This is a genomic window from Arthrobacter sp. AFG7.2 (assembly GCF_002892835.1).
GTDB lineage: Bacteria > Actinomycetota > Actinomycetes > Actinomycetales > Micrococcaceae > Arthrobacter.
The window spans coordinates 435,283-459,390 of the sequence record NZ_PJMB01000002.1; the positions used below are offsets into that span (position 1 = coordinate 435,283).

Below are 24,108 nucleotides of genomic sequence, written 5' to 3' on the forward strand. Positions count from 1 at the left end.
ACTTTGTTGGAGGCAAGACGCTTGAGGGAGAGCACCACGTATGGCAGGAACGTTCGAACTGTTTGTCGATGAGGATTCGCGGATCAGGTTCAGGCTTGTGACGCCGGACGGGCGTGTGCTTGTGGTGTCCGGACAGTACCAGGACAAACACCAGGCTGCCGCTGCCATCAAGGACGTCCGCGAATGCGCCGGCACGGGTTTGATCCGTGATCTCGCTGCGAACCCGGTCGAGGCACGGCCGGCCAGGCGCCGCCTTCAGGCCCGGGCGCTCTTTTCCGGCACAACAGGTTCCCTCGGTGCCGCCTAGAACACCGGCTGCCCCGTGACGGCAGAGGTCCAGACCCAAAAGGCCCAGGTCCTGGGCGTCAAAGGCCTGGTCAAACGCTACGGTGACCATACCGTCGTCGACGGCGTGTCCTTTCACATCGAGGCCGGCGAAACATATGGACTCCTGGGTCCCAACGGGGCGGGCAAGACCACCATCATCTCCATGGTGGCAGGGCTGATCCCGGCAGACTCCGGATCAATCGAACTGGTTGGTTCCGCCATGACTCCGGCGAGCACTCGGGTCAAGGGCCACATCGGCCTGGTTCCGCAGGAACTCGCCATCTACCCGGACCTGACGGCCAAGGAAAACCTCCTGTTCTTCGGCCGGCTCCAGGGCCTCAGCGGCCAGGAACTCAAAGGGCGGACTGCCGAGGTCCTGGAACTCATCGGCCTGGCGGACCGGGCCGGCGAGCAGACCAAGAAGTTTTCGGGCGGGATGAAACGCCGGCTGAACATCGGCATCGGGCTGCTCCACCGGCCAACCCTGCTGATCCTTGATGAACCGACAGTGGGCGTTGACCCCCAGTCCCGCAACTCCATTCTGGAATCGGTGGAAGGGCTTGCCACGGAGGGGATGGCCGTCCTGTACACCACCCACTACATGGAGGAGGCTGAGCGCCTCTGTGACCGGATCGCCATCATCGATGAGGGAAAGATCCAGGCTGAGGGCACCCGGAACCAGCTGGTGGAGCTGACCGGCGGCGTGGACCGCATCGACCTGCACGGCAGTGGAAACACCAGTGCCGCTGCCACCGCGCTGCGGCAGCTGCCCGGCGTCCAGCATGTCGACGGCGGCGCGTCAGGTTTGGCGCTGACGGTGCACAACGGTCCGGGCCTGCTGGCGCCCATCGTGGCCGAGGCCGGCCGGGCGGGGATGGCATTGACCTCCGTGGAGATTGTCCGACCCGACCTGGAGTCCGTGTTCCTGCACCTGACCGGCAAGGCCCTGCGGGACTGACGTGCGCGGACTGTGGACCATGGTGGCCAACGACCTTAGGCAGCGCATCCGGGACAAGTCCGTGTTCATCTTCTCCCTCCTTGTCCCCCTGGCACTCATGGGAGTCCTCAACCTTTCCTTCGGCGGCTTCGATACAGGAAACGTTGACCTGAAGCCCGCCGTCGTCATTGCAAGCTCTGAAGACAGCGGGCAGCTTGGCGCGGCGCTCCTGGAAGCGGTGGACGAACTCCCCGTCATGGACGTCACCGTCCGGAAGGTCCCTGCGGGCCATGTCAGCCGGGAAACCAAGGACACCGGGGCCGACCTGGGAATCATCCTGCCGGCGGACTTCACCACTCGGGTCACCTCCGGGCAGGCACTTTCCGTCCAGCTCGTTGAAGGGGATGCCGCAGGCGTTGAAACAAACGTCCTGATTTCCGTTGTGGACGGGCTCCTGGAGCAGTTTTCCGCAGGGACTGTAACCGCCGAAGCAGGGGACATTGCCGGACTCCCCCACCAGGTCCTCGGCGGACTGGCCCAGCAGGCCGCCGCCGGCACCCCTGCCCTGACGCTGTCCGAGGGCCAGGCCTCGGCTGAGCAGCTCTCGCTCAAGGGAACCCTGGTGGCAGGCCAAACCGGACTCTTCCTCCTCTTCACCGTTGGCTTCGGGGTCCTCGGCCTGCTCGCCGAACGGGAGGAAGGCACACTGTTCAGGCTGCAATCCACACCCGTTGCGCCCGGGACAATCATTGCGGCCAAGGCCTTGGTCGGGTTCGTTCTGGGCGTGGTGGCAACAACCATCCTGCTGGCCGCGGGCAGCGTCCTCTTCGGCGTCTCGTTTGGCTCACCGGCTGTGGTGGCACTCCTGGTCCTGGCGGTGGCCGCGGCCGCAACCAGCCTGACGTTCATCGTTGCCCGCCTTGTCCGCAGCGCGGAGCAGGCGAACATCGCGCAGTCCATCATCGCCATGGTGCTGGGGATCGCCGGCGGCGCGTTCTTCCCCATCGAAGCCTCGGGATTCCTCGCAGCCCTGATGGACCTGAACCCCATTGCGGCCTTCATCCGCGGCTTGGGCATCGCCTCGGGAGGAGGCGACGTGGCGGACATCGCCGTCCCCCTTGCCGTCATGCTGGGATTTGCCGCCCTGGCCACCCTGGCATCCCGCCTGCTTCCGGACAGGGGTGCCAGGGCATGAAAAGCATCATCGGTATCGCCGTCGTGGAGGTCCGGCTCTTCCTGCGGGACAGGTCCAACATCTTCTTCGTCTTCATCTTTCCCCTCCTGCTGATCCTGCTGCTCGGTTCGCAGTTCGGAGCCAACAGCGGCCAGGCACGCGTGGCACTGTCCGGCGCTCCTGGCACAGAGCTGGCGAAGGCCCTTGCCGGACAGCTGGAAGAGGACGGCGTCCAGGTGTCAACTGCCGGGCCGGAGACAGTGCGCGACCAGTTGAGCCGGGGAAGGACCGACGTTGGAATCTTCACCAGCGACGAAGACGCAGCGGCTTACGCAGCGGGCCGGCCCGCCGGCCTCGAAGTGGTGACGGCCTCGCAGTCCGCCGCGCAGGCAGTGCTGCAGGAGGTCCGCGCCTCCATCCAGGCCGTCAGCACAGAGCGCCGGCAACAGTCCCTCCTTGAATCCGCAGGAGTACCTGCAGCGGAAGCGGCTGCAGCTCTCGTGCAGGCAAGGACCTCGGTAGAACAGCCACGGGTGGAACTCGTGGACACCGACGACGTCACGCAGGTCTTCCAAGGGCTGGGCCGGTTCGACCTCGGTGCAGCGCAACAGCTCCTGCTGTTCGTCTTCCTCAGCTCCCTCACGGGTGCCGCCACTTTGATCAAGGCCCGGCGCCTGGGTGTCATCGCGCGCGTCATGGCGGCTCCGGTTGCAAGCTGGCAGGCCCTGGCGGGCCAGGCGTTGGGGCGGTTCGGAATCGCTGCCGTCCAGGGCGGCTACATCATGCTGGGAACAGCATTGCTGTTTGGTGTGGACTGGGGAAATCCCCTCCTGGCAGGGCTGGTTTTGGTGCTCTTCTGCGCGGTCTCGGCCGCAGCGGCGATGGTGATTGGCTCGCTGATGGATAACGACGCCGCCGCCTCGGGCGTGGGGGTCGGTTTGGGTCTGGTGCTGGCCGGGCTGGGAGGCTCGATGGTACCGCCGGAGTTCTTTTCCGAAACGCTCCAGGCAGTATCCCGGCTCACGCCGCACCGCTGGGCCTACGACGCTTTTGCGGATATCCAGCGGCATGACGGCACGCTGGCGGATATCCTCCCGCAACTAGGGGTTCTTGCTGCCATGGCACTGGGCCTGCTGGCTCTTGGGTCATTCCTGCTGCAGCGGAGCCTCAGCCGGGCGCTGTAGCCCGCGCGCTCCAGGCAGGGCCGCCGTCGTACCGCTGCCGGAAGCTGTACCCGCAGTCAGAAACTCGACGAACTTCCCGAGCCGGAAAAACTTCCGCCGCTGCTGCCATAACCTGTGGTGCTGCCGCTTCCGCCGCGGGCGGAGCTGACGCTGCTGACTCCGGTGTTGAGCCCTGAGTTGAAGGTGGCCACGGAGAAGAAATGGTAGGACGGGTAGACGGTGCCCAGGATGCTTGGCTCGTAGGTACGGCGGCCCTTGTGGTTGAGTCCGTCCTGGGCCGCCTCCATTTCCTTGCGCATCAGTTGCGCTTCCCGATCGTTCTTCGCGAATCCCTCAATGACGGTATCAGCGTGGTTTTCCAGGAGCACGGCCAGGCGGGACCTCGCCTCGTAGAGGCGGTCCAGCGCCTTCTCGGGAGTGATCTTTCCTTCGGCCAGCTCCGCCGTCCACCGCTCAATCTCCCGCAGGCTCTGGTCGCGGTAGGACCGCAGCGCCGCCGCCGTTGCCGAATCCCCCTGCCCGTTGCGCTTGGTGAGGAGTTGCTCCAGCCCCGACAGGTCCTTGCGGAAGGGCGCAAGCTGCCGGTCCCAGGCAGTGGGCCAGGTGTTGGCCCGGTTCAACAGTGCATTGGTGTCGGCAATGACGTCGTCCAGGGCGTCGAGCTCCGAGGCGGCGTCCGCATACTCCCGGGCGAGTTTGAGGTTCCTGCGGCGGCTCAGCTCGCGCCCGGACAGCGCGTGCACCTTCTGTGAGAGTTCGCTGGCGGTGTTGTACCGGTTCAGGAAGGTGCGGTGTTTTTCCAGGACATGGCCGCCGTACCGGGACGATTCCGGAATGGTGCCGGCATTCAGCTCTGTTACCTCGAGATCCATGCTGACGTTGGCATAGCTCTGGTCGCCGCGGTTGATCTCTTTCCGGCTGGAGGTCCTGGTAACGCCCCGTACGATGATCCAGGCGCCCGCCCCCACAGCAGCCGTTCCGGCTGTCACCCAGGCAGTGACCAGGAAGGCGGCGGACCGGTACCAGGGCTGGTTGATGAGTTCAGCCGCGCGCCGGACGCCCTCGATTGTGCCGTCCGTCCACTGCGCGTCACGCAGGAGGTCCTTTGCTGCATCCTGGATGTCGCTGCGCTGCTCGAGCGACACTTTCCGGTCTTCGCCCATGTAGGTACCAACATGGCGGCCCACAGGGTCAAGGGCGAAGATGAAGAGGCCGTCCGCCCATTTCTGCCCGTCCGCGCTGATCCACTCGGGGTGCCCGGTCCGGGCGAACCTCAGGACCTCTTCATTAAGGTTGTCCTCTGTCCTGCCGTTATAGGTGTAGACCACAACCCGGGTCGGTTCGTAGAAGTCCAGTCCCTCGAGTGCCGGAACCAACGTGGTGCGGTCCAGCACTCCTGCCCTGTCCTCCACCTGCACAGACACCGGAGGGACGGCGTAGGCAACCGCAGCGCCGGCCGTCAACAGTGCCGCCACAACCAGCAGCAGGCCAACAAGCCTGCTCATTATGCTGCCCAATGATTCCCCCTGACTGCTCGCCCGCCGCGGTCCAGGCCGCATTCCACCCGTTGTCCATGGCAACCGCCGCGGTGCCGGGCCAATTGGGGCATGGGGCTTCCTCGTTTCGTCAGCTTATTGCTACAGCAGCTGCGGGGTGGTCTGCTTGAATGAGCGGGTACACAGGGACCCACCTAAACAGCATGGGGTCCCGGAACAAGCCATCACAGGGCCGAAAGTCCCCGACCGGGAACGAGGGAACAATGGCGGAACCAGGATCCATCGTTGCCGGTTACGACGGCTCGGCTGAAGCTGCAGCCGCCGTCCAGTGGGCGGCGCAGCAGGCGCTTCTGCGTGGCTGTCCCCTCCGTGTAGTGCACGTGTCCATCTGGCCGCTGCTGACCAAAAACCTGGGTCCGGTTCCTGGTGTTGCGGACAGCGGACTCGAGCGGGCGGCGCAGGCCATTCTTGAGGATGGCGTCAGCCGTGCCAGAGGGGCGGCACCGGGGCTGGACGTTGAAGGAACGCTGCTCCAGGGACTTCCCGCATCGTACCTCGCCGAGATCTCGGCCGGTGAGGAGATGCTTGTGGTCGGCAGCCGCGGCTTGGGTGGCTTCCTGGGACTGCTGGTGGGCTCCGTGAGCCTCGAGCTGGCAGCTACCGCGACCTGCCCGGTAGCTGTCATCCGGCCGGACCTTCAGCCTGGCGGGCCCGTCGTCGTCGCGGTGGACGGATCCGGTTCTCCCGCTGCACTGGCGGACGCGTGTGCGCTCGCAGCCGTCTGGCAGGCGGCCCTCACCATCGTCCATGTCCGGCACACCCCACCCGGGTACGGGCTGCGTGGCCAGCCGGACGCTGAGGAACCCGCCGGGGACATCCTGGGTTCCGCCCTGGGCAGGGCGCGCACCCTGGCACCCTCTGTTCAGGCGGAAGGCAGGATCCTGACGGACACCTCGGTCCCCCACGCCATCATCAAGGCCTCGGAAGGTGCACGGATGCTGGTTGTGGGAACCAAGGGCCATGGGTTCCTCAGGGAGACCATAGGTTCCACCGCCCACGCGGTCCTGCACCATGCCCGTGGACCGGTCCTCATCTCGCGCCGCGGCACCGCAGCGCGCAGTGTGGAGGTGCAGTAACAGGGCTCCCCCGCCAACGCCCTTGGCCTTGATGGCGGTGATACCCAGGGACCTATGACCCTTCCACCCTGGAACCCATGGGCACATCCTTGAGGTTGATGCAGCACTCGGGAGCGCCCGGATTACCGACCAGCAAGGAGCAGTAATGAAAGCCATTGTCTACGGCGGACCCGGAAAGAAGTCCTGGACTGACGTGCCGGACCCGTCGATCGTCAATCCCAGTGACGCCATCGTCAAAGTGGACACCACCACCATCTGTGGAACGGACCTTCATATCCTCAAGGGCGACGTGCCGGCTGTACAGGAGGGAAGGATCCTGGGCCACGAGGGCGTGGGAACCATTACCGAAGTCGGGTCCTCCGTCACCACCCTGAAGCCCGGCGACCGGGTCATCATTTCCTGCATCAAGTCCTGCGGCCACTGCGCCAACTGCAAAACGGGGCTCTATTCCCACTGCCTCGGCGATGAAGGCGCCTCCGGGATCGGCTGGGTCTTCGGCCACCTGATTGACGGCACCCAGGCCGAGTACGTCAGGGTTCCCTACGCGGAAAATTCCCTCCACCTCCTGCCCGAAGGGGTCAGCGACGAACAGGCCGTCATGCTCTCGGACATCCTTCCCACGGGCTTTGAAATAGGGGTCCAGTATGGCCGGGTCAAGCCCGGAGACACGGTGGCGGTGGTCGGGGCAGGCCCGGTAGGGCTGGCTGCAATCGCCACCGCCGGGCTGTACGGAGCAGCGACCATCATCGCCATTGATCTTGACCGGAACCGGCTGGAGCAATCCCGCGGGTTCGGCGCCACCGACGTCGTTCTTTCCGGAGACGCGGACTGGAAGGACCAGGTGCTGTCCCGTACGGACGGGCAGGGCGTCGATGTTGCCATCGAGGCCGTAGGCATTCCGGCCACGTTCAGCATGTGCACCGAGATTGTCCGTCCGGGCGGCACCGTAGCCAACGTGGGGGTGCACGGCAAAGCAGTGGAACTGCACCTGGAGAACCTCTGGATCCAGAACATCAACATCAGCATGGGCCTGGTGAATGCCAATACAACGCCCATGCTGCTGAAGCTTGTTGCGCAGAAAAAGTTGCCGGCAGAGAAGTTCGCCACGCACCATTTCCGCTTTGACCAGTTCATGGACGCGTACGACACTTTCGCCCGGGCGGCAGAGACCAACGCCCTGAAAGTAGTTATCAGCGGCTGATGGGCCAGGGCAGGGGTGTCCACCCGGCCGGCAGCAATACCTTGCACCTATGCTGGTCCAGTGACCCCTGCCCCGTCCCCAAGTACCCTCGACGTCGTCGTCCATTCGGGACCGGCCGACTGGTGGGTCATCCTCGCCGGCCTGGGCCCCCTGGCGGTCCTTATCGCTGCCCTGCTGGCCTTTTACATCAACTGGCGCACCCTCAAACAGCGAACCAGCGCCGATGCCACCGCACTCGAGCAGAAAAGAGCCGCGGACACACAGGCACTGCTGCAAAAGACCGAAGCGGACAGCCGGGCCGAGTGGTGGCGCAGGACCCAGTGGGCCCTGGACCGCGCGTTGGACCAGGACGAAGGAACAAAGGCCCTGGGGCTGGCCACCCTGGAAGTCCTGGCCCGCAGCGAGCTTGCGCGCACCGAGGAACTTGAGTTGTTCGACATAGCCTGGAAGAGCGTGTGGGGTGATGAGAACGGGGACGACAACGGTCAGGACGCCGATGCCGCGCAGGAAGTGCCCTTCGTGGACGTTGATGGCAACATAGGCGAGAATGGAACGACGGATGAAGACAAGACCAAGGAGGCTGGAGCATGAGTGCAGCGTCGTCTGAACACCGGTTTGTCCATACTCCGCGGAACACCACCGCCAAGCCGGCGAAGAAAGCCACCCCTGCCGAGCATCGTGTGCAGGTGGCTGCCGCACGGCTGCGCGTCACACTGGACGAGCGCCTGGGCCGCGAAACTCCTGCCAGGACCAAGGCGCTGGCCAAGGAACCCATCTAGGCGCTTGCCAGGCCGTGACATGCCGACGTGCCCGTGCGCTGGATCAGGTGAGTGGTGGCTGCAGTAATTCTTGTCTGGAACCCCAGGGAAGCAGACCGCTGGGACTACCGTGCCGCCGTCGGGCAGGCAGTGGAGTCCGGCAGGTTCCTGCGCCCATGGAGCGTTGACCAGGCACCAAACGTCCGGGGAGGAACTGAAGCCTGGCTTTTTGCCACAGCGGGCAGTGACTCCGGCACCGGGCTGATCGGGCATGGAATGGTGATGTCCGAGCCATACCAGGCGGTTGACGGGGACGACGGCGCGCCAGGCTGGCACGTCAGCGTGGCGTTCGACGCCCTGCTCCCCCTCGGTGAGCAGGTACGGGCTGATACTCTCCGGTCAGCAGTCCCCGGAATACGCTGGGGCGACGCGATCGGCGGCACAACCATTCTTGTTCCACCCGAGGCGGAGCCAGGCCTTCGTCGGCTCTGGCGGGACGTCGGGCCGGTTCCGGCCGGTTGCGCTGAAGTGGTCCCGGGGACGTACCCGCCGGACGCTGTCAGCACCATCAGTGTCAATCGTTACGAGCGGAACGACGACGCACGCCGCGTCTGCCTGGCGTTTCATGGGACGTCCTGTGCCGTCTGCGGATTCTCCTTCGAGGCCTCCTACGGGCACGCCGGCACGGAGGTCATCGACGTACACCACATCGTTCCGCCGGAAATGCTGGGGAACGGCTATCTACTGGACCCTGTCGCCGACCTTGTCCCGTTGTGCCCCAATTGCCACGCCATGGCGCACCATGGCGTCAGTCAACCGCGCACTGTCTCGGAACTCCGGAGCATCATTGCCGTCTCCGGCCACTTCGGGGGCGAGGTGGTCAGCAGCCTCGCCCTCGAAGCCCAGGCGGATGCCCGGCGGATCCTCGAAAGTGGCCACGACCGAAGGTCCGGCAGCACGTGAAAGACGGGCAGCGCTGACTACTGCCCTGCCGGCGTGGTCCCGAACATCAGGGTCCGGCGCCGCACGTCGTAATAGACGGTCGCCGAACGTTTCAGGAGGTTTTGCAGAACCTCCGCATCCTCGGCGTCGAGTGTCAGCACTTCTTCCCAGGCGCCTTGGTCAAGGACCAGCTGGAGGGTCCAGGTGCCAGGCTTTCCGGCTTCACCGGCCACCCAGCTGAACTGGTAGTGGTTGAGTTGGCGGACCTGGATGCTGTCATCGGTTATGGGCTGTTTTGGGTTGGGGCTCATGGTCCCCTCCTGGATGAGTGGTGGGTGGGCCTTCTGCATAAGCCAAGACCCAATGTAGACCTGGTGCCCATCGAGAACCAGACCCTGTGCGAGGGTTGGAGCGGGTGATCCCCGGGTTCCGGCCTGGCGGGCATCAGGATTACGATTTTCAGAACGATGACCTGCCAGGGTCTGCCAGGCGCAGAGTGAGGACATGCCGTGACCGGAGGGACGAGCTATAGCGGACCGCACTGGCGGCGGGTGGTGGCGGCGCTTGGCAACGGGGATGCCCGTACCGCCTACGCGCAGGTAGTGCTCGGTGCCGGGCTGTCGGATGTACTTCCTGGCGTGAAGGACCAGCGGCGCAACAAAGCGATCGCCGCCCTGCTCGAGTCGGGGCTGATCGAACAGCATGCTGCGGGTGAACTCGTGGCGCCTGAGTCGATTTTCCGCGACCTTCTCGCCCGGATGCCCCGGCGGCAGGCGCAGAACGGCGTGGCCCGGTTCATGCGGCTGGGCAGGATCGAAAGGTACCCAGCCAACATGGGCGACCGCCGGGAACTGCTGGAACATATCGTCAGTGAGGCGATTGAGCCCGGCGAGCAGCTGACGGAGAAGCAGGTGAACGCACGGCTTCTCAGCTACACCGATGACGTGGTGCTGCTCCGCCGGTACCTGGTGGACTTCGGACTGATGGTGCGTACCGCCTCGGGCTCCTCATACTCCCGCCGGGAGACGTAGCCGCACCGCCAGGGCCAACGTCCTTTTGCAGGATGGGAGCTATCCTGCGGCCGGCAGCGTTGTCCCCGCCCGCAGCCCGAGGGCCATGTCCGATGTGAGCCCAAGAACCTCCACCAGGACATCCTCGTCGCGCTGGATCTCCGTGACCGTGGCGGATCGGGCTGACTTTTCGACGCGCCCGGCCGGGAACCCGTTGATGGCCAGAGCCCAGGAGTCGGCAGCGGGGTCGTCCGACTCCCACGTCACCTTTATCTCACTGACTGCGTCGATCGTGGACAGTACCTCAACCTGAACATTCCGCGGCGGCGCCAGCAACTGATGCGAAGGGACGGTGCTGACATGAACGGGGGTCTTCAGGACGTGGGTGCTTCCAACCATGTTCGTCACCCGAAGGAACATCTCGCCCTCGAACTCATTTTCATAGGTGTGCTTAAGGACCGGCCCCGAGGTGGTCGCATCGTATGTGCCGTCGCCGTCGAGGTCCCACTCGTACTTGTTTACCGCGCCGGCGGACGATGAAGCATCGAAGGTGATCTCCATACCCGGGGCTGCGAAGTAGCCGTTGATCGGCAGCCTCGCCTCCACACCGTTGTTCTTGCCCAGGGGAATGACGTTGACCTGCACAGGCGAACCGGTGCCCTGGCTGTAGGGGGTGGGGCCGGGCTCACTGGCAGCCGCCTTCGGGGAGGGAATCCCGGCGGCAGTTGAAGTCGTGATGAGGTCTGGTGCGCTGGCATCGGCGCACCCGGAAGCCAGCACGAGAACCAGGCCGGCAGACGCGAGTCCCCAGGCGCTTCTTTTCATGATCTCCCCCATCGATCGTTGCCGTCACCGACAAGAATGCGCAGGGAGATGCGGCTCCCGGTAGAGGGACAGACACAAGATTGCGGAAAGATATTGGATAAGTGGCTGCCGCGGGAAGTCTCACTGACCAGGCTGAACAGAAAGGTGTGTTCCCCGCAAAGGGGAGCACAGCCCGGGCGGTTCCCGCCGAAGGTGGGGGCGCGCACCTCGTGGCGATCGACGTCGTCGGCCGCTGACTCCTGCTGCAAGCCAGAAAAAAAACCAATCAAATATTCAAATCCCGAGACTCACATCGTTCCGGTCGGGGTTATCCTCAAAATGCGTATCCAGTTGCGGGGGCGGGGCGGGGGCTAGGCGCACCCGCGGTGTAACGTCCGCGGGCCAGTTTCACTGTTTGCATTCATACCGGGGAAACCCGGAGGATTCAAAGGAAACCAGCATGGGCCGTCGACGCGCAGCAACTGATCCGATCTATCCACGCTGGGTCTGGGTCGCCGTGGCGGCCACCGTGGCAATTCTCATTGTTGGCGGAGGATTTTTGCTGCGAAGCCTGATCTTCCCCGCCGATTCAAAGGAAGGCGGGATTGCAGCCGAGAACGGCAGCACACCCTCAGGCCAACCCCTGGCGCAGGACAGCCCTGCCACCGCCGCCGGGGCCACACCTTGCGTACCGTTGAACATCCTCACGTCCTTGGAGAACGCGGACATGGTCCGGGCCCTGGCGGCCGGATACACGGCCAAACCCCGCAACGTCGACGGCAAATGTGTAGCCCCCGCAGTGGTCCAGGAAAAATCGGGAGTCGCTGCCGGCAAGGTTGCTGCGCAGTTCCCGGGCGCGCCACCCGGTGACAGACCCGCGATCTGGCTGCCGGATTCCTCCGCCTGGTTACGAATAGCGGGGGAAGCCGGCGGAGGGAGCCCTGTTCCGCAGGAGGGAACCAGCATCGCCCGGAGTGCCATCGTCGTCGCCATGCCGGAAACGATGGCAGGTGCCCTTGGCTGGGACAGCAACCCGCCGTCGTGGTCAGAGGTCTTCAGGATGGCCGAGGACCAGGACGTCTGGGAGCGCCTGGGCCGCGGCGAGTGGGGGAAGTTCAAGTTCGGCAAGGCCAGCCCGCTCGTTTCGACGTCAGGTTTGATGGCCCTCGCTGCTTCCTACGGTGCCGCCGGCGGCAGTGCAGGTGGTTTGGACGGAATGGAGCTGGGCGCACCGTCCCTGGTAGAGAAAGTGCGCGCCGTGGAGCTCGGCACCAGCCACTATATGGCCACCCCGGAGCACTTCCTGTGGCACGCAAGGGAGGCTGATGACGCCGGGAACATCGCCGAATTCCTCTCCGCCGTGATCGTGGATGAAAAATCTGTCTGGGACTATAACCGGGGAGTAGTCAGCGAGGACGGAAAGACCAAGCAATCCGGCCCTGCCCCCAAGGAGCCCCTGAGGGCCATCTATCCCAATGACGGCGTCCACGTGGCGGACAACCCTGCGGTCATCCTCGACGGGGATTGGGTGGGGAGCCAGCAGCTTCTCGCGGCCCGGGATTTCCTCGCGTTCGCAACGACTCAGCAGGGGCAGGACGTTGTCACGGCCTCCGGATACCGGAGCATCCAGGGCGCGCTGGACCCGGATGTCGCCGGAACCGGACGGTACGCTGAGACGCTCCAGCCGCTGCCACTGCCCAAGGCGGAGGTGCTTGTTGCCTTGCAGGACAGCTTCCCCGAGGTACGCAAGCGGGCCAGGGCCTTGTTCCTGCTGGACGTCTCGGAGTCCATGGTGCAGGAACCTGGAGTGACCAAGCTGCAGCGGGCCAAGGATGCCGTCCGGAAGGCACTGGATCATTTTACGGATGAGGATGAGATTGGGCTGGCCGCCTTCTCCCAGGAAGGCGACGGCCCGTTGCTGCCGGGCATCGTAAGCCCGGTCGCCCCGTTCCAGACCAATAAAGAAGACCTCATCGCCAAGCTCAACGAGCTCAAGGCCGTGGACGCCACGCCCCTGTTCGAAGCGGTGGGCCGGTTCGCGGGAGATCAGGCAAAGGACTACAAAGCCACGTCCATCAACACCATCGTGCTTTTGAGTGACGGAAAAAACGACACCACCCACCCGGGAGACCTGGGCGGGCTTTCCCAACAGTTGAGCCATCAAAACCACTCGACGCCGGTACTCGTCTTCACCCTCGCATACGGGCCCGACGCCGATGTCCCCACTCTGCTGGAAATCGCCAGGGCCAGTGGGGCTCACTACTATGACGCCACTGATCCGACCAGGCTCGAAGAGGTGCTGGGCGAACTGGTAACCAGTTTCTAGGCCAACGGCCAGCGGATCGGGCACTACCGTTGTACGCCCCGCAGGAAGGCCAGGCCGCTCGCGGCCAACTCGTCCTGGCTTGCGGCGAGGGGCCGCCAGATGGACGCCGCAACGGCAATCGCCGCGTTATCCGCAGTAAAACTTTCGATGTTCAACGGTCCGCTGTACCCCACCTCGTCCAGGGCCTCCAGAAAACCTTCCCAGTCGGTCTGGTCCCTGCCAGGGGCGCCGCGGTCGTTCCCGGCAACCTGCACGTGAACTATGTGCTCGCCGGCCGCCCGAACCGCGGCTGCGAGCGAACGCTCCTCGATGTGCAGGTGGTAGCTGTCCAGGGCAAGTCCAATGCCGTTGCCGAGCAAGGGCTCCAGCGCCTCAAGCGCCTGGTCCACGGTGTTGATCAGGGACGTTTCATACCGGTTCAGCGGTTCGATCCCCAGCACGACACCTGCTTCCTGTGCCCGCGCCGCCACCGGTTCGAGGTTCCGGCGCAGCTCAGCGTAGGCCTCCTGCCGCTGCCCCGGCGACATCCTCCAGACCCGGCCGGTCCGGGCGTAAAAGGGACCGCAAACAGTGGGCGAACCGATGCTGCCCGCCATGGTGACGCAGGCCGTGAGGTAGGCCTGGGTGCGCTCCACGGTGGCCGGGTCCGCGGCGACGAGGTCGCGGCCCGGCGCCATGGCACCGACCAGAAAGGGTGCAAGTCCGGTGGAGTCCAGGGCTTCGCGCACCGCTTCCGGCGTAAAATCACCGGCGTTTTCGAGCGGCAGTTCGACGGCGTCGAAACCCATGGCGGCGATCCTCGCCAGCTGTCCGCCCAGGGTGGAGTCCGTCAGCGGTGATTCCCAGACCCACGTGCTGATCCCGATAAGGCGCTTCACGCTGCTCCCTCCAACGCCGTTTCAAGGACAGGCTCAGGGCATTTGCCGCTGCTGCCAGACCTCCGGGTAGCCGGGGAGGTCCTCGCCGCCGAACTTGGCGTAGTGGCCGCCGGGCATGCCCTCATTGCGCTGCAGCCAGTCGTCCAGTTCGTCCGCCAGGATGGGCTCCTGCGGGAGGACCCATTCGGCCGGAATCTGCTCGCCCTTGAAGATCTTTTCCAGGGCCAGCAGCGGGGTCCGCCACTGGAAGTTGGAGTAGACGGGGGCCATGGCGTCGATGCCGGTTTCCTTCCACTTGGTCAGGAAGCTCATCTCATCCTCGCCGGTCATCACCGGCAGCTCCTTGCCTGCATCCTCGAACGCCTCGAGGGCAGCCACGGCACCGTCCCCTGCGTCCATCCAGACGCCTTGCACGTCGCCGGTGGCCAGTTCATCGGAAATGATCTTCTTGATCTCCGTGGGGTCCGCTCCGGTGAAGTAGTCCTTGGCCTGGATGCCCTTGTCCTCAAAGATCTTCTGTGCTGCCGCCCAGCGGTGTTCCAGCACGTCCACGCCGGGAAGGATGCGGAGGGCCACCACTTTGTCACCGGACTCCAGCCTGTCCGTCAGGAACGTTGCGGTGTCTATGCCCCAGGCAAAGCCGCCGATCGGGTGGATGAACGTGGTGGCGCAGTCGGTTTCGACGCCCCGGTCAAACACCACCACCGGCTTGCCGGTCTCGCAGGCACGTTCCACCGCCTGGGTCAGGGCCGCCGTGGAGTTTGGCGATATGACGAACCCGTCACAGTTTCCCTCGTCAATGAAGTAGTCGATGTCCGCGATCTGCGTGTTGTCGTTGTCCTTGGCGTCCCGGGTTTCCATCTCGGAAATGACGCCCGAGTCCTGCAGGACCTTGAGCTGCTGGTTCATGGTGATCCAGCCGGTCTGGCGCCACGGGTTGGAGATGGAAGCATTGGCGAAGCAGACCTTTTTTGGTCCGGATGAGGCGAACTCCGTGGTGTCCGTCATGTCCCCGGCAATGTACTGGAGGTAGGGCTGATCCGCGTTCCCTTCAAAGGTCGCCGAGCGTTGCTCGAACTGGGCGTCGTACAGTGCTTGGTCGAACCATTCCTGGCTCGCCGGGCTGCTTTCAGCCGGCGCACCGGTGCCCGGTGCTGCCGTTGTTTCGGTAACCGACGGATCTGTGGTGGTACAGGCAGTGAGCACTACCAGCGGCAGTGCTGCGCCAAGTGCCATCGCGCGAATAGAGTTTTTGCGCATCAGACTCGATCTCCTCCTTGTTCGGTGCCCTCCTGGGGCATGGGTGCTGCGCTTAGCCGGTGCCGTTCGTCATGGGCACCGGAAGTCGCGCCCTTGCGCTTGCGCTGCCATGACTTGGACGCTGCTGCCACAGCGATGATGATGATTGCCCCCTGGACCGTGTCCCGCCAGGTGGCTTGGACCCCCATGAAGTTCAGGAGGGTGAACAATGCCTCGAGGGCGAACGCGCCGGCCGCCGCGGACAGGACCCAGCCGCGACCGCCTCCCAGCACCACGCCCCCGAGGACGACGGCGGTAATCGCCGTGAATTCGTATCCCCGGCCTACCGATGGGTGGACTCCGGCGTATCCCACGAGGAGGATGCCGGCGACAGTAGCCGAGAGCGACGAGAGCATGAAAGCCCGCGTCCGGACCCACCAAACGCGGGCGCCGGCCAGTTCAGCTGCCCGTGGATTGTCACCGACGGCGATGAGCATCCTGCCGAAGGGGCGGCGCATCAGGAGGAACGCCAGGAGGGCCACTGCCGTCAGGATGATCACAGGGTAGGGAATGACATCCAGGACCGGTACGTCCTGGATCCCCCCGCGCCCTATCTGCCGGAAGCTGTCCGCAGGGTTTCCCTGCGCCGCGCCGCCGGTCCAGTACAGGACCAGTCCGAGTAAGGCCAGCATCATGCCCAGCGTCACAATGAAGCTGGGCACCTTCAGCAGGGTTGAGATCAGCCCGTTCACGAGCCCGATGAACGCACCGAGCACAAACATCAGGATCAGCACCGGAATCACCCGGGAATCGTCCTGCCGGATGAGGTTGCCGGCAACAATGACCTGCATGGTCACCACCGAACCCATCGACAAGTCGAATTCGCCGCTGACGATAACGAAGTACTGGCCGACGGCGGCGATCGCTATCGGGGCCGTCCTGCCGATGAATCGGATGAGGGAGCCCGGCTCCCCGAAGGAGGGATTCAGGACGATGATGGTTGCCAGGAGGCTGATCAAGAGGATGAAAACGGCGCCGCCGGGAGTGCGCACAACCCGTAAAAGCTGCTGGGAACGGCTGGCGCGGTTCTGCCGGAGGACGGCGCTTCGCCCGGAGGGCAGTGCCGCGCTCATGGCCCCTCCGCCTGTGCAGCCTGTGCAGCCTGTGCGGCAGGAGATTGCGGCGAAACCTTGGAGCTGAACCGTTCCGGCCTGTTGACGATCCTGCGGCGGGCATACACGGCGACGGCGACGACGATCACCACGCCCCTGACCACGTCCTTGAGGAAGGGGTTGATCTGCATGACGGACATGATGTTGTCCAGCATGGCAAAGATGAGGACGCCGCCGAGGGTGCCGGTGATGGTCCCTTTGCCGCCCGCCAGCAGGGTGCCGCCGAGGACGACCGCGGCGATGGAGAGCAGGTCATAGCCGCCCTGCGAACCCACTGTCGGGCTGCCCACGCCCAGCCGGCTGGCGAGGAGCAGGCCGGCCATGCCTGCCATCAGCGAACAGATCACATGGGCCGTGATCACCGGCAGGTCGATGCGGATTCCGGAGGTCCGGGCCACGGAGATGTCACCGCCGACGGCGTAGAGGTGGTGGCCCAGCCGGGTGCGGTGGAGCAGCAGCATTGCCAGGGCTGCGCAGGCGAGCATGATGATGGTCGAGATGGGAACGGGACCCAAACCCGTCGCCCCGATCAGCCGGAACGAGAGCGGGGCCTGGCCAAAGCTGCCTTTGAAATTGGTGGCGAGGTAGCCGCTGATGATGAGGCCCATGCCCAGCGTGGCGATAAACCCGTGCACGTTAAGGCGGGCCACTATCAGCCCGTTCGCGAGGCCGATGACAGCCGCTGCAGCCAACGTGAGCATCACGCCGGGCAGCACGTTGGCCGGGTTGTTGGCCATCACGCCGGCGGCAATCAGGCTGGCCAGGCTGGTGACGTAGGGAACCGAGAGATCCAGGCTGCCGGCCAGGATGACCAGCGTCTGTCCGATGGCGATGAACCCCAGGACGCTGGTTCCGGTCAGGATGCTGGAGATGTTGCCCTGGCTGAAGAAATTCCGCCCGATCGTGCTGACCAGCAGGGCACCGACAACCAGCGTCAGCAACGCCACCAGGTAGACGATTTGTGTGGAGGACAGGCGATCAATCATGCCGGCACGCTGATTCATGCTCCTCCCTCCGGTGCAATCCTGGCGCCCGTTCCCAGCTGAAGGACTGCTTCCTCGGATGTTCCGGCCGGAAGCTCGCCGGCGAGGCGCCCGTCGCGCATGACCAGGATCCGGTCGGACATGCCGATGACCTCCGGTAGTTCGCTGGAAACCATCAGGATGGCTTTGCCTTCGGCCGCCAGCCGGCGCATCAACCGGTACACCGCAACTTTGGCTCCCACATCTATTCCGCGGGTAGGTTCATCCAGCAGCACCAGGCGGGGCCGGATGGCCAGCCACTTGGCAAGGACCACTTTCTGCTGGTTCCCGCCGGAGAGGTACTGCACCTCCTGGTCCAGGTCCCGGGCAACGACCTCGAGGGAGGAAAACACGCCGGGAATCCCGGTTCTGGCCGCTCTTGTACGGCGCGGAAAAACTGACCTGATGACGGTCAGCGCGTTATCCAGGATGGACTGGTTAAGGCTCAAACCCTCTGCCTTGCGGTCTTCCGTAATGAGGGCCATCCTCGCCCGGACCCCGTCCCTCGGTGACCTGGGCAGAAACTCACGGCCTTCCACCTTCATGGCGCCGCGGCTAAAGGGGGCGGCGCCGAATATGGCGTGCAGCAGTTCAGTCCTCCCGGAGCCCTGGAGACCGGCAAGCCCGACGATCTCCCCCGGACGAATGCTGAAGCTGATCCCCTCCAGCTGGCCGTTTCCGGCACCGCGGAGTTCGAGAATCGGTGTGGCGGGGACGCCGGCTCCAATGATTTCGGCGTTGCCGCGGTCGTCGTCGGAATCTGGCGGTGGCAGCTTGTCCGGGAAGAAGGCTGAAATAGGCCGGCCCACCATCAGCCGGACCAGGCTTGCATCGTCGAGTTCTGAGGCGGGTCCGGTGCTGACCACCCGGCCGTCTTTGAGGACAGTGATGACGTCGCACAGATCGAAGAGCTCCCGAAGCCGGTGGGAGACATAAAGGATGGCCGTTCCACGTTCCCGGAGGCGGGACACGATCTGGTAAAGGAGCTCGACTTCGGCGCCGGCCAGCGCGGCGGTGGGTTCGTCCATGGAGACGATGCGGGCGTCATAACTGACCGCCTTTGCGATCTCCACTACTTGCTGCTCGGCTACGGTCAGGCTCCGCACCTGTGCGGTTGGCCGAATGGCGGTGATCCCCAGCGATTGCAGCAGCTCCGCCGTTTTCCGGTTCATCAGTGCCTTGTTCACCAGAGCCCCGCGCCGCGGCTCCCGGCCAAGGTAGATGTTCTCGGCAACCGTCCGGTCAGGAAGGAGGTTGAACTCCTGGAATACAGATGACAGCCCGGCTTCGTGGGCCTTTGTGGGGTGGCTGAAATTGACCGCCTGGCCGTCCAGGAGCACCGTTCCCGCGTCCGGCTGGTAGACCCCGGCGAGAACTTTCATCAGGGTGGACTTCCCCGCACCGTTTTCGCCCACGAGCCCGTGGACCTGGCCCCGCTGAAGGGTAAGGTGGGCGTCTTCCAGAACGGGAATGCCAAAAAAACTTTTCGTCAGTCCACGGACTTCCAGGAGTGGGGGCGGGGCTTCCGAACCATGAGGGCGCACACCGGGGATCGACGATGCGCCAGTCCGCTCACGGTTCTCCATCGATCCGCCCACGCCTAACTGTTACAGGGGCGGTTCCGTTCCGTCAAGGAAAAGTGATTGCCTGCTACTGGGCCGGTCCGCGGAGCCCCGCGGCGAATTTTCCCGAAGTTTTGGTAGGGGCACAGCGATTCCGGTCCGCCGACCTACCATGTTCCTCATGAAGCTTGCCCGAGAGGCACGATCGGCTGCCGTAGTGCTCAATGCCCAAGCACGGCGGGGGGCGGCGGCACAGAATCTGGTGGTGGACAAGATGAGAAGGGCCGGCGTGCCTGTCTCCTCCGTGCACCACGTGCTGTCCGGGGCGGAGCTTGCCGCGACGCTCGATGGTGTCATGGCGGACGGGCACGACCTGGTCATTGTCGGCGGCGGCGACGGAACGGTGACCTGCGCGGCGGGTCGCCTTGCCGGCACCGACGTCATGCTCGGCGTTCTGCCGCTCGGAACCGCGAACGACCTCGCCCGCACGCTTGAGATCCCTACTGACATGGACAAGGCATGCGCCGCCGTCGCAGACGGCAAGGTGGTGGACATCGACCTCGGCCGGGCAAACAGCCTCCCATTCCTCAACGTTGCGTCCGCTGGCCTATCGGTAGGTGTCACCGAGGCTCTTAGCCCTCTCCTGAAACGGCATATTGGGCCGATGGCATACGGGATCGCCACCCTGCGCGCTTATGCCCGGCACTCGCCGTTCCGGGCCCGCCTCGAGTTCCCGGACGGGGACCACGGCATGATGCAGCTCGAGGACCTGCTTCAGGTGGCTGTGGGCAACGGACGGCACTATGGGGGCGGCAATACGGTCTCGCCGACCGCAGGGATCGACGATCACACGCTTGATGTCTACGCGATCCTGGCCGCGCCGCTCCGAGAGCACATCAAGATTGCACGGCTGCTTAAGGACGGAAGCTTCGTCGAGCACGACAGGGTCTACCACCTGACGAGCCGGCGTGTCCGGCTCATCACCGAGCCGCAACTGTCAGTGAACCTCGACGGCGAGATAGCGACGATCACGCCTACCGATTTCACCATCCAACGCAACGCCGTGCACGTCGTCGTTCCACAGAGCAGCAACAGCGCCCTTTTCGACGGCTAGTACCCCAGTGGAACCAGCAGATCGGAGGAATTTGCCATGCACGTCCTGATGATGTCGTTCGGGACCCGCGGGGACATTCAGCCCTATGCCGCCCTCGCCGGTGCGCTTGCCCGCGCGGGGCACGACGTCACCCTCGCTGTTGCTGCAGGGTTCGCGGACCTGGTGCCACAGGCCGGACCCGGGACTATCAGCCACCGGCCGGCGGGCTCCACAATGTTGCGCCTTCTGCAGGAAGTCATGCCCGGGCTGAGCGGTCCCCGTGACGCGTTGCGGACACTGGGGATCATGACCTCCGCGATGCGGGAGCTGAACGCGGAGTGCTGGGCCGCCGCGCAGGCGGCGCGCCCCGACGTCGTCGTCTACCACCCCAAGTGTCTTGCCGGGCCGCACATCGCCGAGGCGCTGGGGGTGCCCGGCGTCCTTTCCCTCCCGTTGCCGTTCTTCACCCCGACGCGTGCGTACCCCATGCCGTTCTTCGGCGGCGCCTCCTTCGGTGGGTTGGGCAACCGCGTCTCCTATGTGCTCCGCCGGATGAGTGGGGCCATTCACGGCGGCATGGTCAACGACTTTCGGCGCGAGGTCGGTCTGGGCCGCACCCGCCGCCTGGCCGACCCGCTCAGGAATCCGGACGGCAGCCCGGTCCACGTGCTGTACCCGTACAGCCGGCACGTTGTGCCAGTCCCGGATGACTATCCGCCATCGGCCCACGTCACCGGCTACTGGTTTCTCGATCACAGCGGCGACGGCGAAGGCTGGAACCCGCCCGCGCAACTGGCGGACTTCCTCGCGGCCGGCGGGCCTCCCGTCTACGTTGGATTCGGTTCGATGGGGTTTGGGAAGGGAGCGGACGATCGACGGGACGCCGTGCTGGCCGCGCTGCGGGTGCATGGTTTACGCGGAATCGTGGCGACCGGGTGGGGCGGCATCGCTCCCGGCGCGGCCGGGACCGACGATGTCCTGGTGGTGGAAGGAGCGCCGCACGAATGGCTCTTCCCCCGTGTCTCTGCTGTCGTGCACCATGGCGGTGCGGGCTCGACGGCGGCCGGCATCCGGGCGGGCCGGCCAACGATGGTCGTGCCGTTCCTTGGTGACCAGCCGTTCTGGGGCACGCGGGTCCATGCGCTCGGCGTCGGACCTGCACCGCTGCCGGCCAGGCACCTCGGTAAGGGCCTGACGGACCGGCTCGGCGAACTCATCCGCACTCCGTCCTACGCCTCCCGTGCCGAGGAGGTGGGCGCCGCAGTCCGCGCCGAAAACGGCCTTGCCGCCGGTGTACAGGTCCTGGAGCAGATCACGGGTGGTCTTGCTGTTCACTAGGGCTCCGATGTCAGTCCGGCTGGCAGATCATGAACGGGTAACGGCCACGCCGCTGCAATCACGTGTTAGTAACCGTTGGAAATCCGGGAGGCCATCCACGGCGGCTCGTCCCTACAATGAGCCATGGATTCGATCCCTGCGGTGATCCTTATTCTCGGTGCCGCTTTCGTCTGGATTGGTTTGACCGTCTTCGTCATTTTGAGGTTGCGCCGCCGCAGGAACGGGTCCTCGCTGGTGGCTTCGGCACCCCCTGCAGCAACCGGCAGCAGCCGCCCGCACCGGCAATGGCGCCGCATCCGGCGAGTAACGGGACAAAGACTTGAGGAGAGTCGACGGCGGAGGATGCCTCCCCGGAAGGTTCGCGGATGAAATCGTCCGCGAGTACAGTGGGTATCCGCTACAAGGTCCGGTAACCGCGGGGCCACAGCACCAACCTCTCCGACTTCAACGGACGCTTGTTGACCGGATGCTAATGACCCAGGAGCAGGCATTGGCTACTATCGAGGTCCCACGCTCAGTCGGCCGAGGTCACAGAGTCCGTCAGGCCAAAGAGCCCAAGGCGAGCAGAGAGGCTAGCCATGGACTTCAGCCAATCCGCTGAACATCAGCTCGACCCCTTTCCCCACTATGAAAGGATGCGGGAAACGGCTCCCGTCTTTTACGACGAACAATCGGGAAGTTGGCACGTTTTCCGGTACCACGACGTCCAGCGGGCACTGTCCGACTACGCAACTTTTTCCTCACACATGGGTGGTGACGACGTAGAGGGTACCGGCCAACTCTTCGCCTCGAGCCTGATCGCCACCGATCCCCCAAGGCACCGGCAGCTGCGTTCGCTGGTCACTCAGGCGTTCACGCCCAAAGCGGTGGACGCGCTGGCTCCCCGTATCGCCGGGCTCACGGACGAGCTCCTGGAGGGAATCGTCGGCCGCGGCAGCGCAGACCTCATTCAGGAATTGGCGTATCCGTTGCCGGTCATTGTGATCTCCGAGCTTATGGGTATCCCTGCGGAGGACCGTGAGCGCTTCAAACACTGGTCCGATGTGATTGTCAGCCAGACGCGGACCGGTTCGGCCAGTGAGAGCCACTACGCCGCAAACATGGAGATGACAGAGTACTTCCTGGCCCTGATCGACCAACGCAGGAGCCGGCCCGGCCAGGACCTGATCAGCACGCTGCTGGGAGCGGAAATTGACGGCCAGAAATTGTCGGTGCCCGAACTGCTCGGTTTTTGCGCTCTACTGCTCGTCGCCGGCAATGAGACCACCACCAATCTGATCGGCAACGCCGTTTTGTGCCTGACTGAACACCCCGGCACCATGGACCGCCTGCTGAAGGAACCCGCACTGCTTCCCCAGACCATCGAGGAAGTGCTCCGCTTCCGATCGCCGGTCCAGTCCATGTACCGGTCGACAGTCACTGAAACCACCTTGGGAGACGAGCTGATTCCCGCCGGGGCACCGGTCGTGGCTTGGATCGGTTCCGCCAACCGGGACGAGGTGCAGTTTCAGCGGGCTGCGGAATTCGACGTGGACCGCAGCCAGAACCGGCACCTGGCGTTTGGCCACGGTATTCACTTTTGCCTCGGTGCGCCGCTGGCCCGGCTCGAAGCAAGGATCGCACTGGAGGCACTGCTGTCCCGATTGCCCGGGCTTTCGCTGGATCAGGGAACGCACCTAGAGCGGATGGAAAGCACCATCATCTACGGGCTGAAGGCACTCCCGGTGACGTGGCAGCCGGCCTGACCGAGATAGGAGCAACGGCCGTCGTCATTGCGGCGATGGTGTCGGCGCTGCTGATCAGGCTGGGACGTCGGAGAGTGGAAACCACCAGGCCGAGGGCCTGCTTGTTTTGGCATGCAGCCATGCCACCATGGAAGAGTGCGGGTGAAGGGTAGGTGGGCCCTGTTAGCGCTTGCCGTGTGCGTTCTGGTCCCGCTGGTCGGTTTGACGGGGTGCACCTATAACTATCCCGAGCCAGTGGGCAGTCCTACAGCTGCCTCCGCGCCCGCAACCGCCGCACCCCAGCCGCGCGACAACACGGAGATTCTGGAGAGGGAAGCCGAAAACTACGCTGAGCTGTACCGGCAGCTGAGGGCAGCACCGAGCCCCGTTCTCCTTTCTGAGGCCGGGCCACTTGACGGGCCGGTCAGGGGCTTTGGAAAGTTCGAGAAGGTGCCGACGGCCGGGCAGTACACCGTCACCGCTGCCTGCGTTGGTGCAAGGGGCGCAAAGGTCTCCATTGGACAGGAGCATCCCGGCGCCCCCTTCCGGCCGGTGGAGCTCGAACTCGGTTGCGGCGGGTCCACGTCGCAGGTGATTGCACTTGAGCAGGGGTACCTTTTCGCGCATCTGGTACTGCCCGAACCTGGTGATACTCCGTGGACGGGGGCAGTTGGAGGGGTGCGGGTGACCGGAGGCGGTCCCGGGACGGATCCTCCCCGGCTCAGAAACTGAAAAGTTCGTCCAGGCAGAGGCCTGGGGCCTGTTGGGGACTCCCACGTACGATC

At 64.8% G+C, this 24,108-nt stretch carries 23 protein-coding genes; 15 read left to right on the plus strand and 8 right to left on the minus strand.

Annotated elements, in window-relative coordinates; all coding sequences use genetic code 11:
- The first annotated feature begins 40 nt into the window (after positions 1-40).
- Genes CXX84_RS05755 through CXX84_RS05770 form a run of 4 tightly spaced genes read left to right on the plus strand, consistent with a single transcriptional unit; the run spans position 41 to position 3,622 of the window.
- A complete protein-coding gene (locus CXX84_RS05755; RefSeq protein WP_102975728.1) occupies positions 41-307 on the plus strand; it encodes a YegP family protein in 267 nt (88 codons plus the stop codon).
- 15 nt (positions 308-322) lie between these two features.
- Positions 323-1,285, plus strand: a complete 963-nt coding sequence (locus CXX84_RS05760) for an ABC transporter ATP-binding protein (RefSeq protein WP_102975729.1) — start codon at positions 323-325, stop codon at positions 1,283-1,285.
- Between the two features lies 1 nt (position 1,286).
- A complete protein-coding gene (locus CXX84_RS05765) occupies positions 1,287-2,459 on the plus strand; it encodes an ABC transporter permease (RefSeq protein ID WP_223252985.1) in 1,173 nt (390 codons plus the stop codon).
- Positions 2,456-3,622, plus strand: a complete 1,167-nt coding sequence (locus CXX84_RS05770) for an ABC transporter permease (protein ID WP_102975730.1) — start codon at positions 2,456-2,458, stop codon at positions 3,620-3,622. Before CXX84_RS05765 ends, CXX84_RS05770 begins: the two co-directional genes overlap by 4 nt.
- A gap of 56 nt (positions 3,623-3,678) precedes the next feature.
- Here the strand turns inward: CXX84_RS05770 and CXX84_RS05775 are convergent, their stop codons facing one another.
- A complete protein-coding gene (locus CXX84_RS05775; RefSeq protein WP_189337510.1) occupies positions 3,679-5,127 on the minus strand; it encodes a DUF5129 domain-containing protein in 1,449 nt (482 codons plus the stop codon).
- A 254-nt stretch (positions 5,128-5,381) separates the two neighbouring features.
- Between CXX84_RS05775 and CXX84_RS05780 the strand changes: the two genes are divergently transcribed.
- From CXX84_RS05780 to CXX84_RS05800, 5 genes are all read left to right on the plus strand, one after another.
- Positions 5,382-6,254 carry a universal stress protein gene (locus CXX84_RS05780; protein ID WP_102975732.1) on the plus strand — a complete coding sequence of 291 codons (873 nt, stop codon included), beginning with the start codon at positions 5,382-5,384 and terminating at the stop codon, positions 6,252-6,254.
- Between the two features lie 145 nt (positions 6,255-6,399).
- Positions 6,400-7,455, plus strand: a complete 1,056-nt coding sequence (locus CXX84_RS05785) for a zinc-dependent alcohol dehydrogenase family protein (RefSeq protein ID WP_102975733.1) — start codon at positions 6,400-6,402, stop codon at positions 7,453-7,455.
- A gap of 60 nt (positions 7,456-7,515) precedes the next feature.
- Positions 7,516-8,046: a hypothetical protein gene (locus tag CXX84_RS05790; protein ID WP_102975734.1), complete on the plus strand. Its 531-nt coding sequence runs from the start codon at positions 7,516-7,518 to the stop codon at positions 8,044-8,046.
- Entirely contained in the window at positions 8,043-8,234 is a 192-nt protein-coding gene (locus CXX84_RS05795) for a hypothetical protein (RefSeq protein ID WP_102975735.1), read from the plus strand. The genes CXX84_RS05790 and CXX84_RS05795 overlap by 4 nt, the downstream gene beginning before the upstream one ends.
- A 54-nt stretch (positions 8,235-8,288) precedes the next feature.
- On the plus strand, positions 8,289-9,176 hold the full coding sequence (locus tag CXX84_RS05800) for an HNH endonuclease (protein ID WP_102975889.1): 888 nt from the start codon (positions 8,289-8,291) through the stop codon (positions 9,174-9,176).
- 17 nt (positions 9,177-9,193) lie between these two features.
- On the opposite strand, the gene CXX84_RS05805 is transcribed toward CXX84_RS05800, so the two are convergent.
- Positions 9,194-9,466, minus strand: a complete 273-nt coding sequence (locus CXX84_RS05805) for a hypothetical protein (protein ID WP_102975736.1) — start codon at positions 9,464-9,466, stop codon at positions 9,194-9,196.
- Positions 9,467-9,664: 198 nt separating this feature from the next.
- On the opposite strand from CXX84_RS05805, the gene CXX84_RS05810 reads away from it, so the two are divergent.
- Positions 9,665-10,186: a DUF2087 domain-containing protein gene (locus CXX84_RS05810; protein WP_102975737.1), complete on the plus strand. Its 522-nt coding sequence runs from the start codon at positions 9,665-9,667 to the stop codon at positions 10,184-10,186.
- Positions 10,187-10,225: 39 nt separating this feature from the next.
- Here CXX84_RS05810 and CXX84_RS05815 read toward each other — a convergent pair whose 3' ends face one another.
- A complete protein-coding gene (locus CXX84_RS05815; protein ID WP_189337511.1) occupies positions 10,226-10,990 on the minus strand; it encodes a PKD domain-containing protein in 765 nt (254 codons plus the stop codon).
- 439 nt (positions 10,991-11,429) lie between these two features.
- Here CXX84_RS05815 and CXX84_RS05820 point away from each other — a divergent pair, with 439 nt between their 5' ends.
- A complete protein-coding gene (locus CXX84_RS05820; RefSeq protein ID WP_102975739.1) occupies positions 11,430-13,295 on the plus strand; it encodes a vWA domain-containing protein in 1,866 nt (621 codons plus the stop codon).
- A 23-nt stretch (positions 13,296-13,318) separates the two neighbouring features.
- Here CXX84_RS05820 and CXX84_RS05825 read toward each other — a convergent pair whose 3' ends face one another.
- From CXX84_RS05825 to CXX84_RS05845, 5 genes are read right to left on the minus strand one after another with little or no spacing between them, the layout of a single operon-like run.
- Positions 13,319-14,173: a sugar phosphate isomerase/epimerase family protein gene (locus CXX84_RS05825; RefSeq protein WP_102975740.1), complete on the minus strand. Its 855-nt coding sequence runs from the start codon at positions 14,171-14,173 to the stop codon at positions 13,319-13,321.
- Between the two features lie 33 nt (positions 14,174-14,206).
- Positions 14,207-15,433, minus strand: a complete 1,227-nt coding sequence (locus CXX84_RS05830; protein ID WP_102975741.1) for a substrate-binding domain-containing protein — start codon at positions 15,431-15,433, stop codon at positions 14,207-14,209.
- On the minus strand, positions 15,433-16,545 hold the full coding sequence (locus CXX84_RS05835) for an ABC transporter permease (protein WP_102975742.1): 1,113 nt from the start codon (positions 16,543-16,545) through the stop codon (positions 15,433-15,435). The genes CXX84_RS05830 and CXX84_RS05835 overlap by 1 nt, the downstream gene beginning before the upstream one ends.
- Positions 16,542-17,570 carry an ABC transporter permease gene (locus CXX84_RS05840; protein WP_223252986.1) on the minus strand — a complete coding sequence of 343 codons (1,029 nt, stop codon included), beginning with the start codon at positions 17,568-17,570 and terminating at the stop codon, positions 16,542-16,544. Before CXX84_RS05840 ends, CXX84_RS05835 begins: the two co-directional genes overlap by 4 nt.
- Before the next feature lie 14 nt (positions 17,571-17,584).
- Complete coding sequence (locus CXX84_RS05845; RefSeq protein WP_102975744.1) at positions 17,585-19,192, minus strand: sugar ABC transporter ATP-binding protein; 1,608 nt, start codon at positions 19,190-19,192, stop codon at positions 17,585-17,587.
- Positions 19,193-19,349: 157 nt separating this feature from the next.
- Between CXX84_RS05845 and CXX84_RS05850 the strand changes: the two genes are divergently transcribed.
- The 4 genes from CXX84_RS05850 to CXX84_RS05865 all read left to right on the plus strand — a co-directional run bounded on the left by CXX84_RS05850 (position 19,350) and on the right by CXX84_RS05865 (position 24,055).
- Positions 19,350-20,282, plus strand: coding sequence for a lipid kinase (locus CXX84_RS05850; protein WP_102975890.1), 933 nt, complete (start codon positions 19,350-19,352; stop codon positions 20,280-20,282).
- A gap of 36 nt (positions 20,283-20,318) precedes the next feature.
- Complete coding sequence (locus CXX84_RS05855; protein ID WP_102975745.1) at positions 20,319-21,599, plus strand: glycosyltransferase; 1,281 nt, start codon at positions 20,319-20,321, stop codon at positions 21,597-21,599.
- 578 nt (positions 21,600-22,177) lie between these two features.
- The gene (locus CXX84_RS05860) at positions 22,178-23,344 is read left to right on the plus strand and encodes a cytochrome P450 (RefSeq protein WP_102975746.1); all 1,167 of its coding nucleotides are present in this window, start codon (positions 22,178-22,180) and stop codon (positions 23,342-23,344) included.
- A gap of 234 nt (positions 23,345-23,578) precedes the next feature.
- A complete protein-coding gene (locus CXX84_RS05865) occupies positions 23,579-24,055 on the plus strand; it encodes a hypothetical protein (RefSeq protein ID WP_223252987.1) in 477 nt (158 codons plus the stop codon).
- Positions 24,056-24,108 lie beyond the last annotated feature (53 nt).

Coding starts and splice junctions, on each gene's coding strand:
- CXX84_RS05835 (WP_102975742.1), bottom strand. CDS start 16,545: ATGAGCGCGGCACTGCCCTCCGGGCGAAGCGCCGTCCTCCGGCAGAAC.
- CXX84_RS05755 (WP_102975728.1), top strand. CDS start 41: ATGGCAGGAACGTTCGAACTGTTTGTCGATGAGGATTCGCGGATCAGG.
- CXX84_RS05820 (WP_102975739.1), top strand. CDS start 11,430: ATGGGCCGTCGACGCGCAGCAACTGATCCGATCTATCCACGCTGGGTC.
- CXX84_RS05770 (WP_102975730.1), top strand. CDS start 2,456: ATGAAAAGCATCATCGGTATCGCCGTCGTGGAGGTCCGGCTCTTCCTG.
- CXX84_RS05830 (WP_102975741.1), bottom strand. CDS start 15,433: ATGCGCAAAAACTCTATTCGCGCGATGGCACTTGGCGCAGCACTGCCG.
- CXX84_RS05780 (WP_102975732.1), top strand. CDS start 5,382: ATGGCGGAACCAGGATCCATCGTTGCCGGTTACGACGGCTCGGCTGAA.
- CXX84_RS05775 (WP_189337510.1), bottom strand. CDS start 5,127: ATGAGCAGGCTTGTTGGCCTGCTGCTGGTTGTGGCGGCACTGTTGACG.
- CXX84_RS05795 (WP_102975735.1), top strand. CDS start 8,043: ATGAGTGCAGCGTCGTCTGAACACCGGTTTGTCCATACTCCGCGGAAC.
- CXX84_RS05815 (WP_189337511.1), bottom strand. CDS start 10,990: ATGAAAAGAAGCGCCTGGGGACTCGCGTCTGCCGGCCTGGTTCTCGTG.
- CXX84_RS05860 (WP_102975746.1), top strand. CDS start 22,178: ATGGACTTCAGCCAATCCGCTGAACATCAGCTCGACCCCTTTCCCCAC.
- CXX84_RS05805 (WP_102975736.1), bottom strand. CDS start 9,466: ATGAGCCCCAACCCAAAACAGCCCATAACCGATGACAGCATCCAGGTC.
- CXX84_RS05845 (WP_102975744.1), bottom strand. CDS start 19,192: ATGGAGAACCGTGAGCGGACTGGCGCATCGTCGATCCCCGGTGTGCGC.
- CXX84_RS05840 (WP_223252986.1), bottom strand. CDS start 17,570: ATGATTGATCGCCTGTCCTCCACACAAATCGTCTACCTGGTGGCGTTG.
- CXX84_RS05850 (WP_102975890.1), top strand. CDS start 19,350: ATGAAGCTTGCCCGAGAGGCACGATCGGCTGCCGTAGTGCTCAATGCC.
- CXX84_RS05785 (WP_102975733.1), top strand. CDS start 6,400: ATGAAAGCCATTGTCTACGGCGGACCCGGAAAGAAGTCCTGGACTGAC.
- CXX84_RS05855 (WP_102975745.1), top strand. CDS start 20,319: ATGCACGTCCTGATGATGTCGTTCGGGACCCGCGGGGACATTCAGCCC.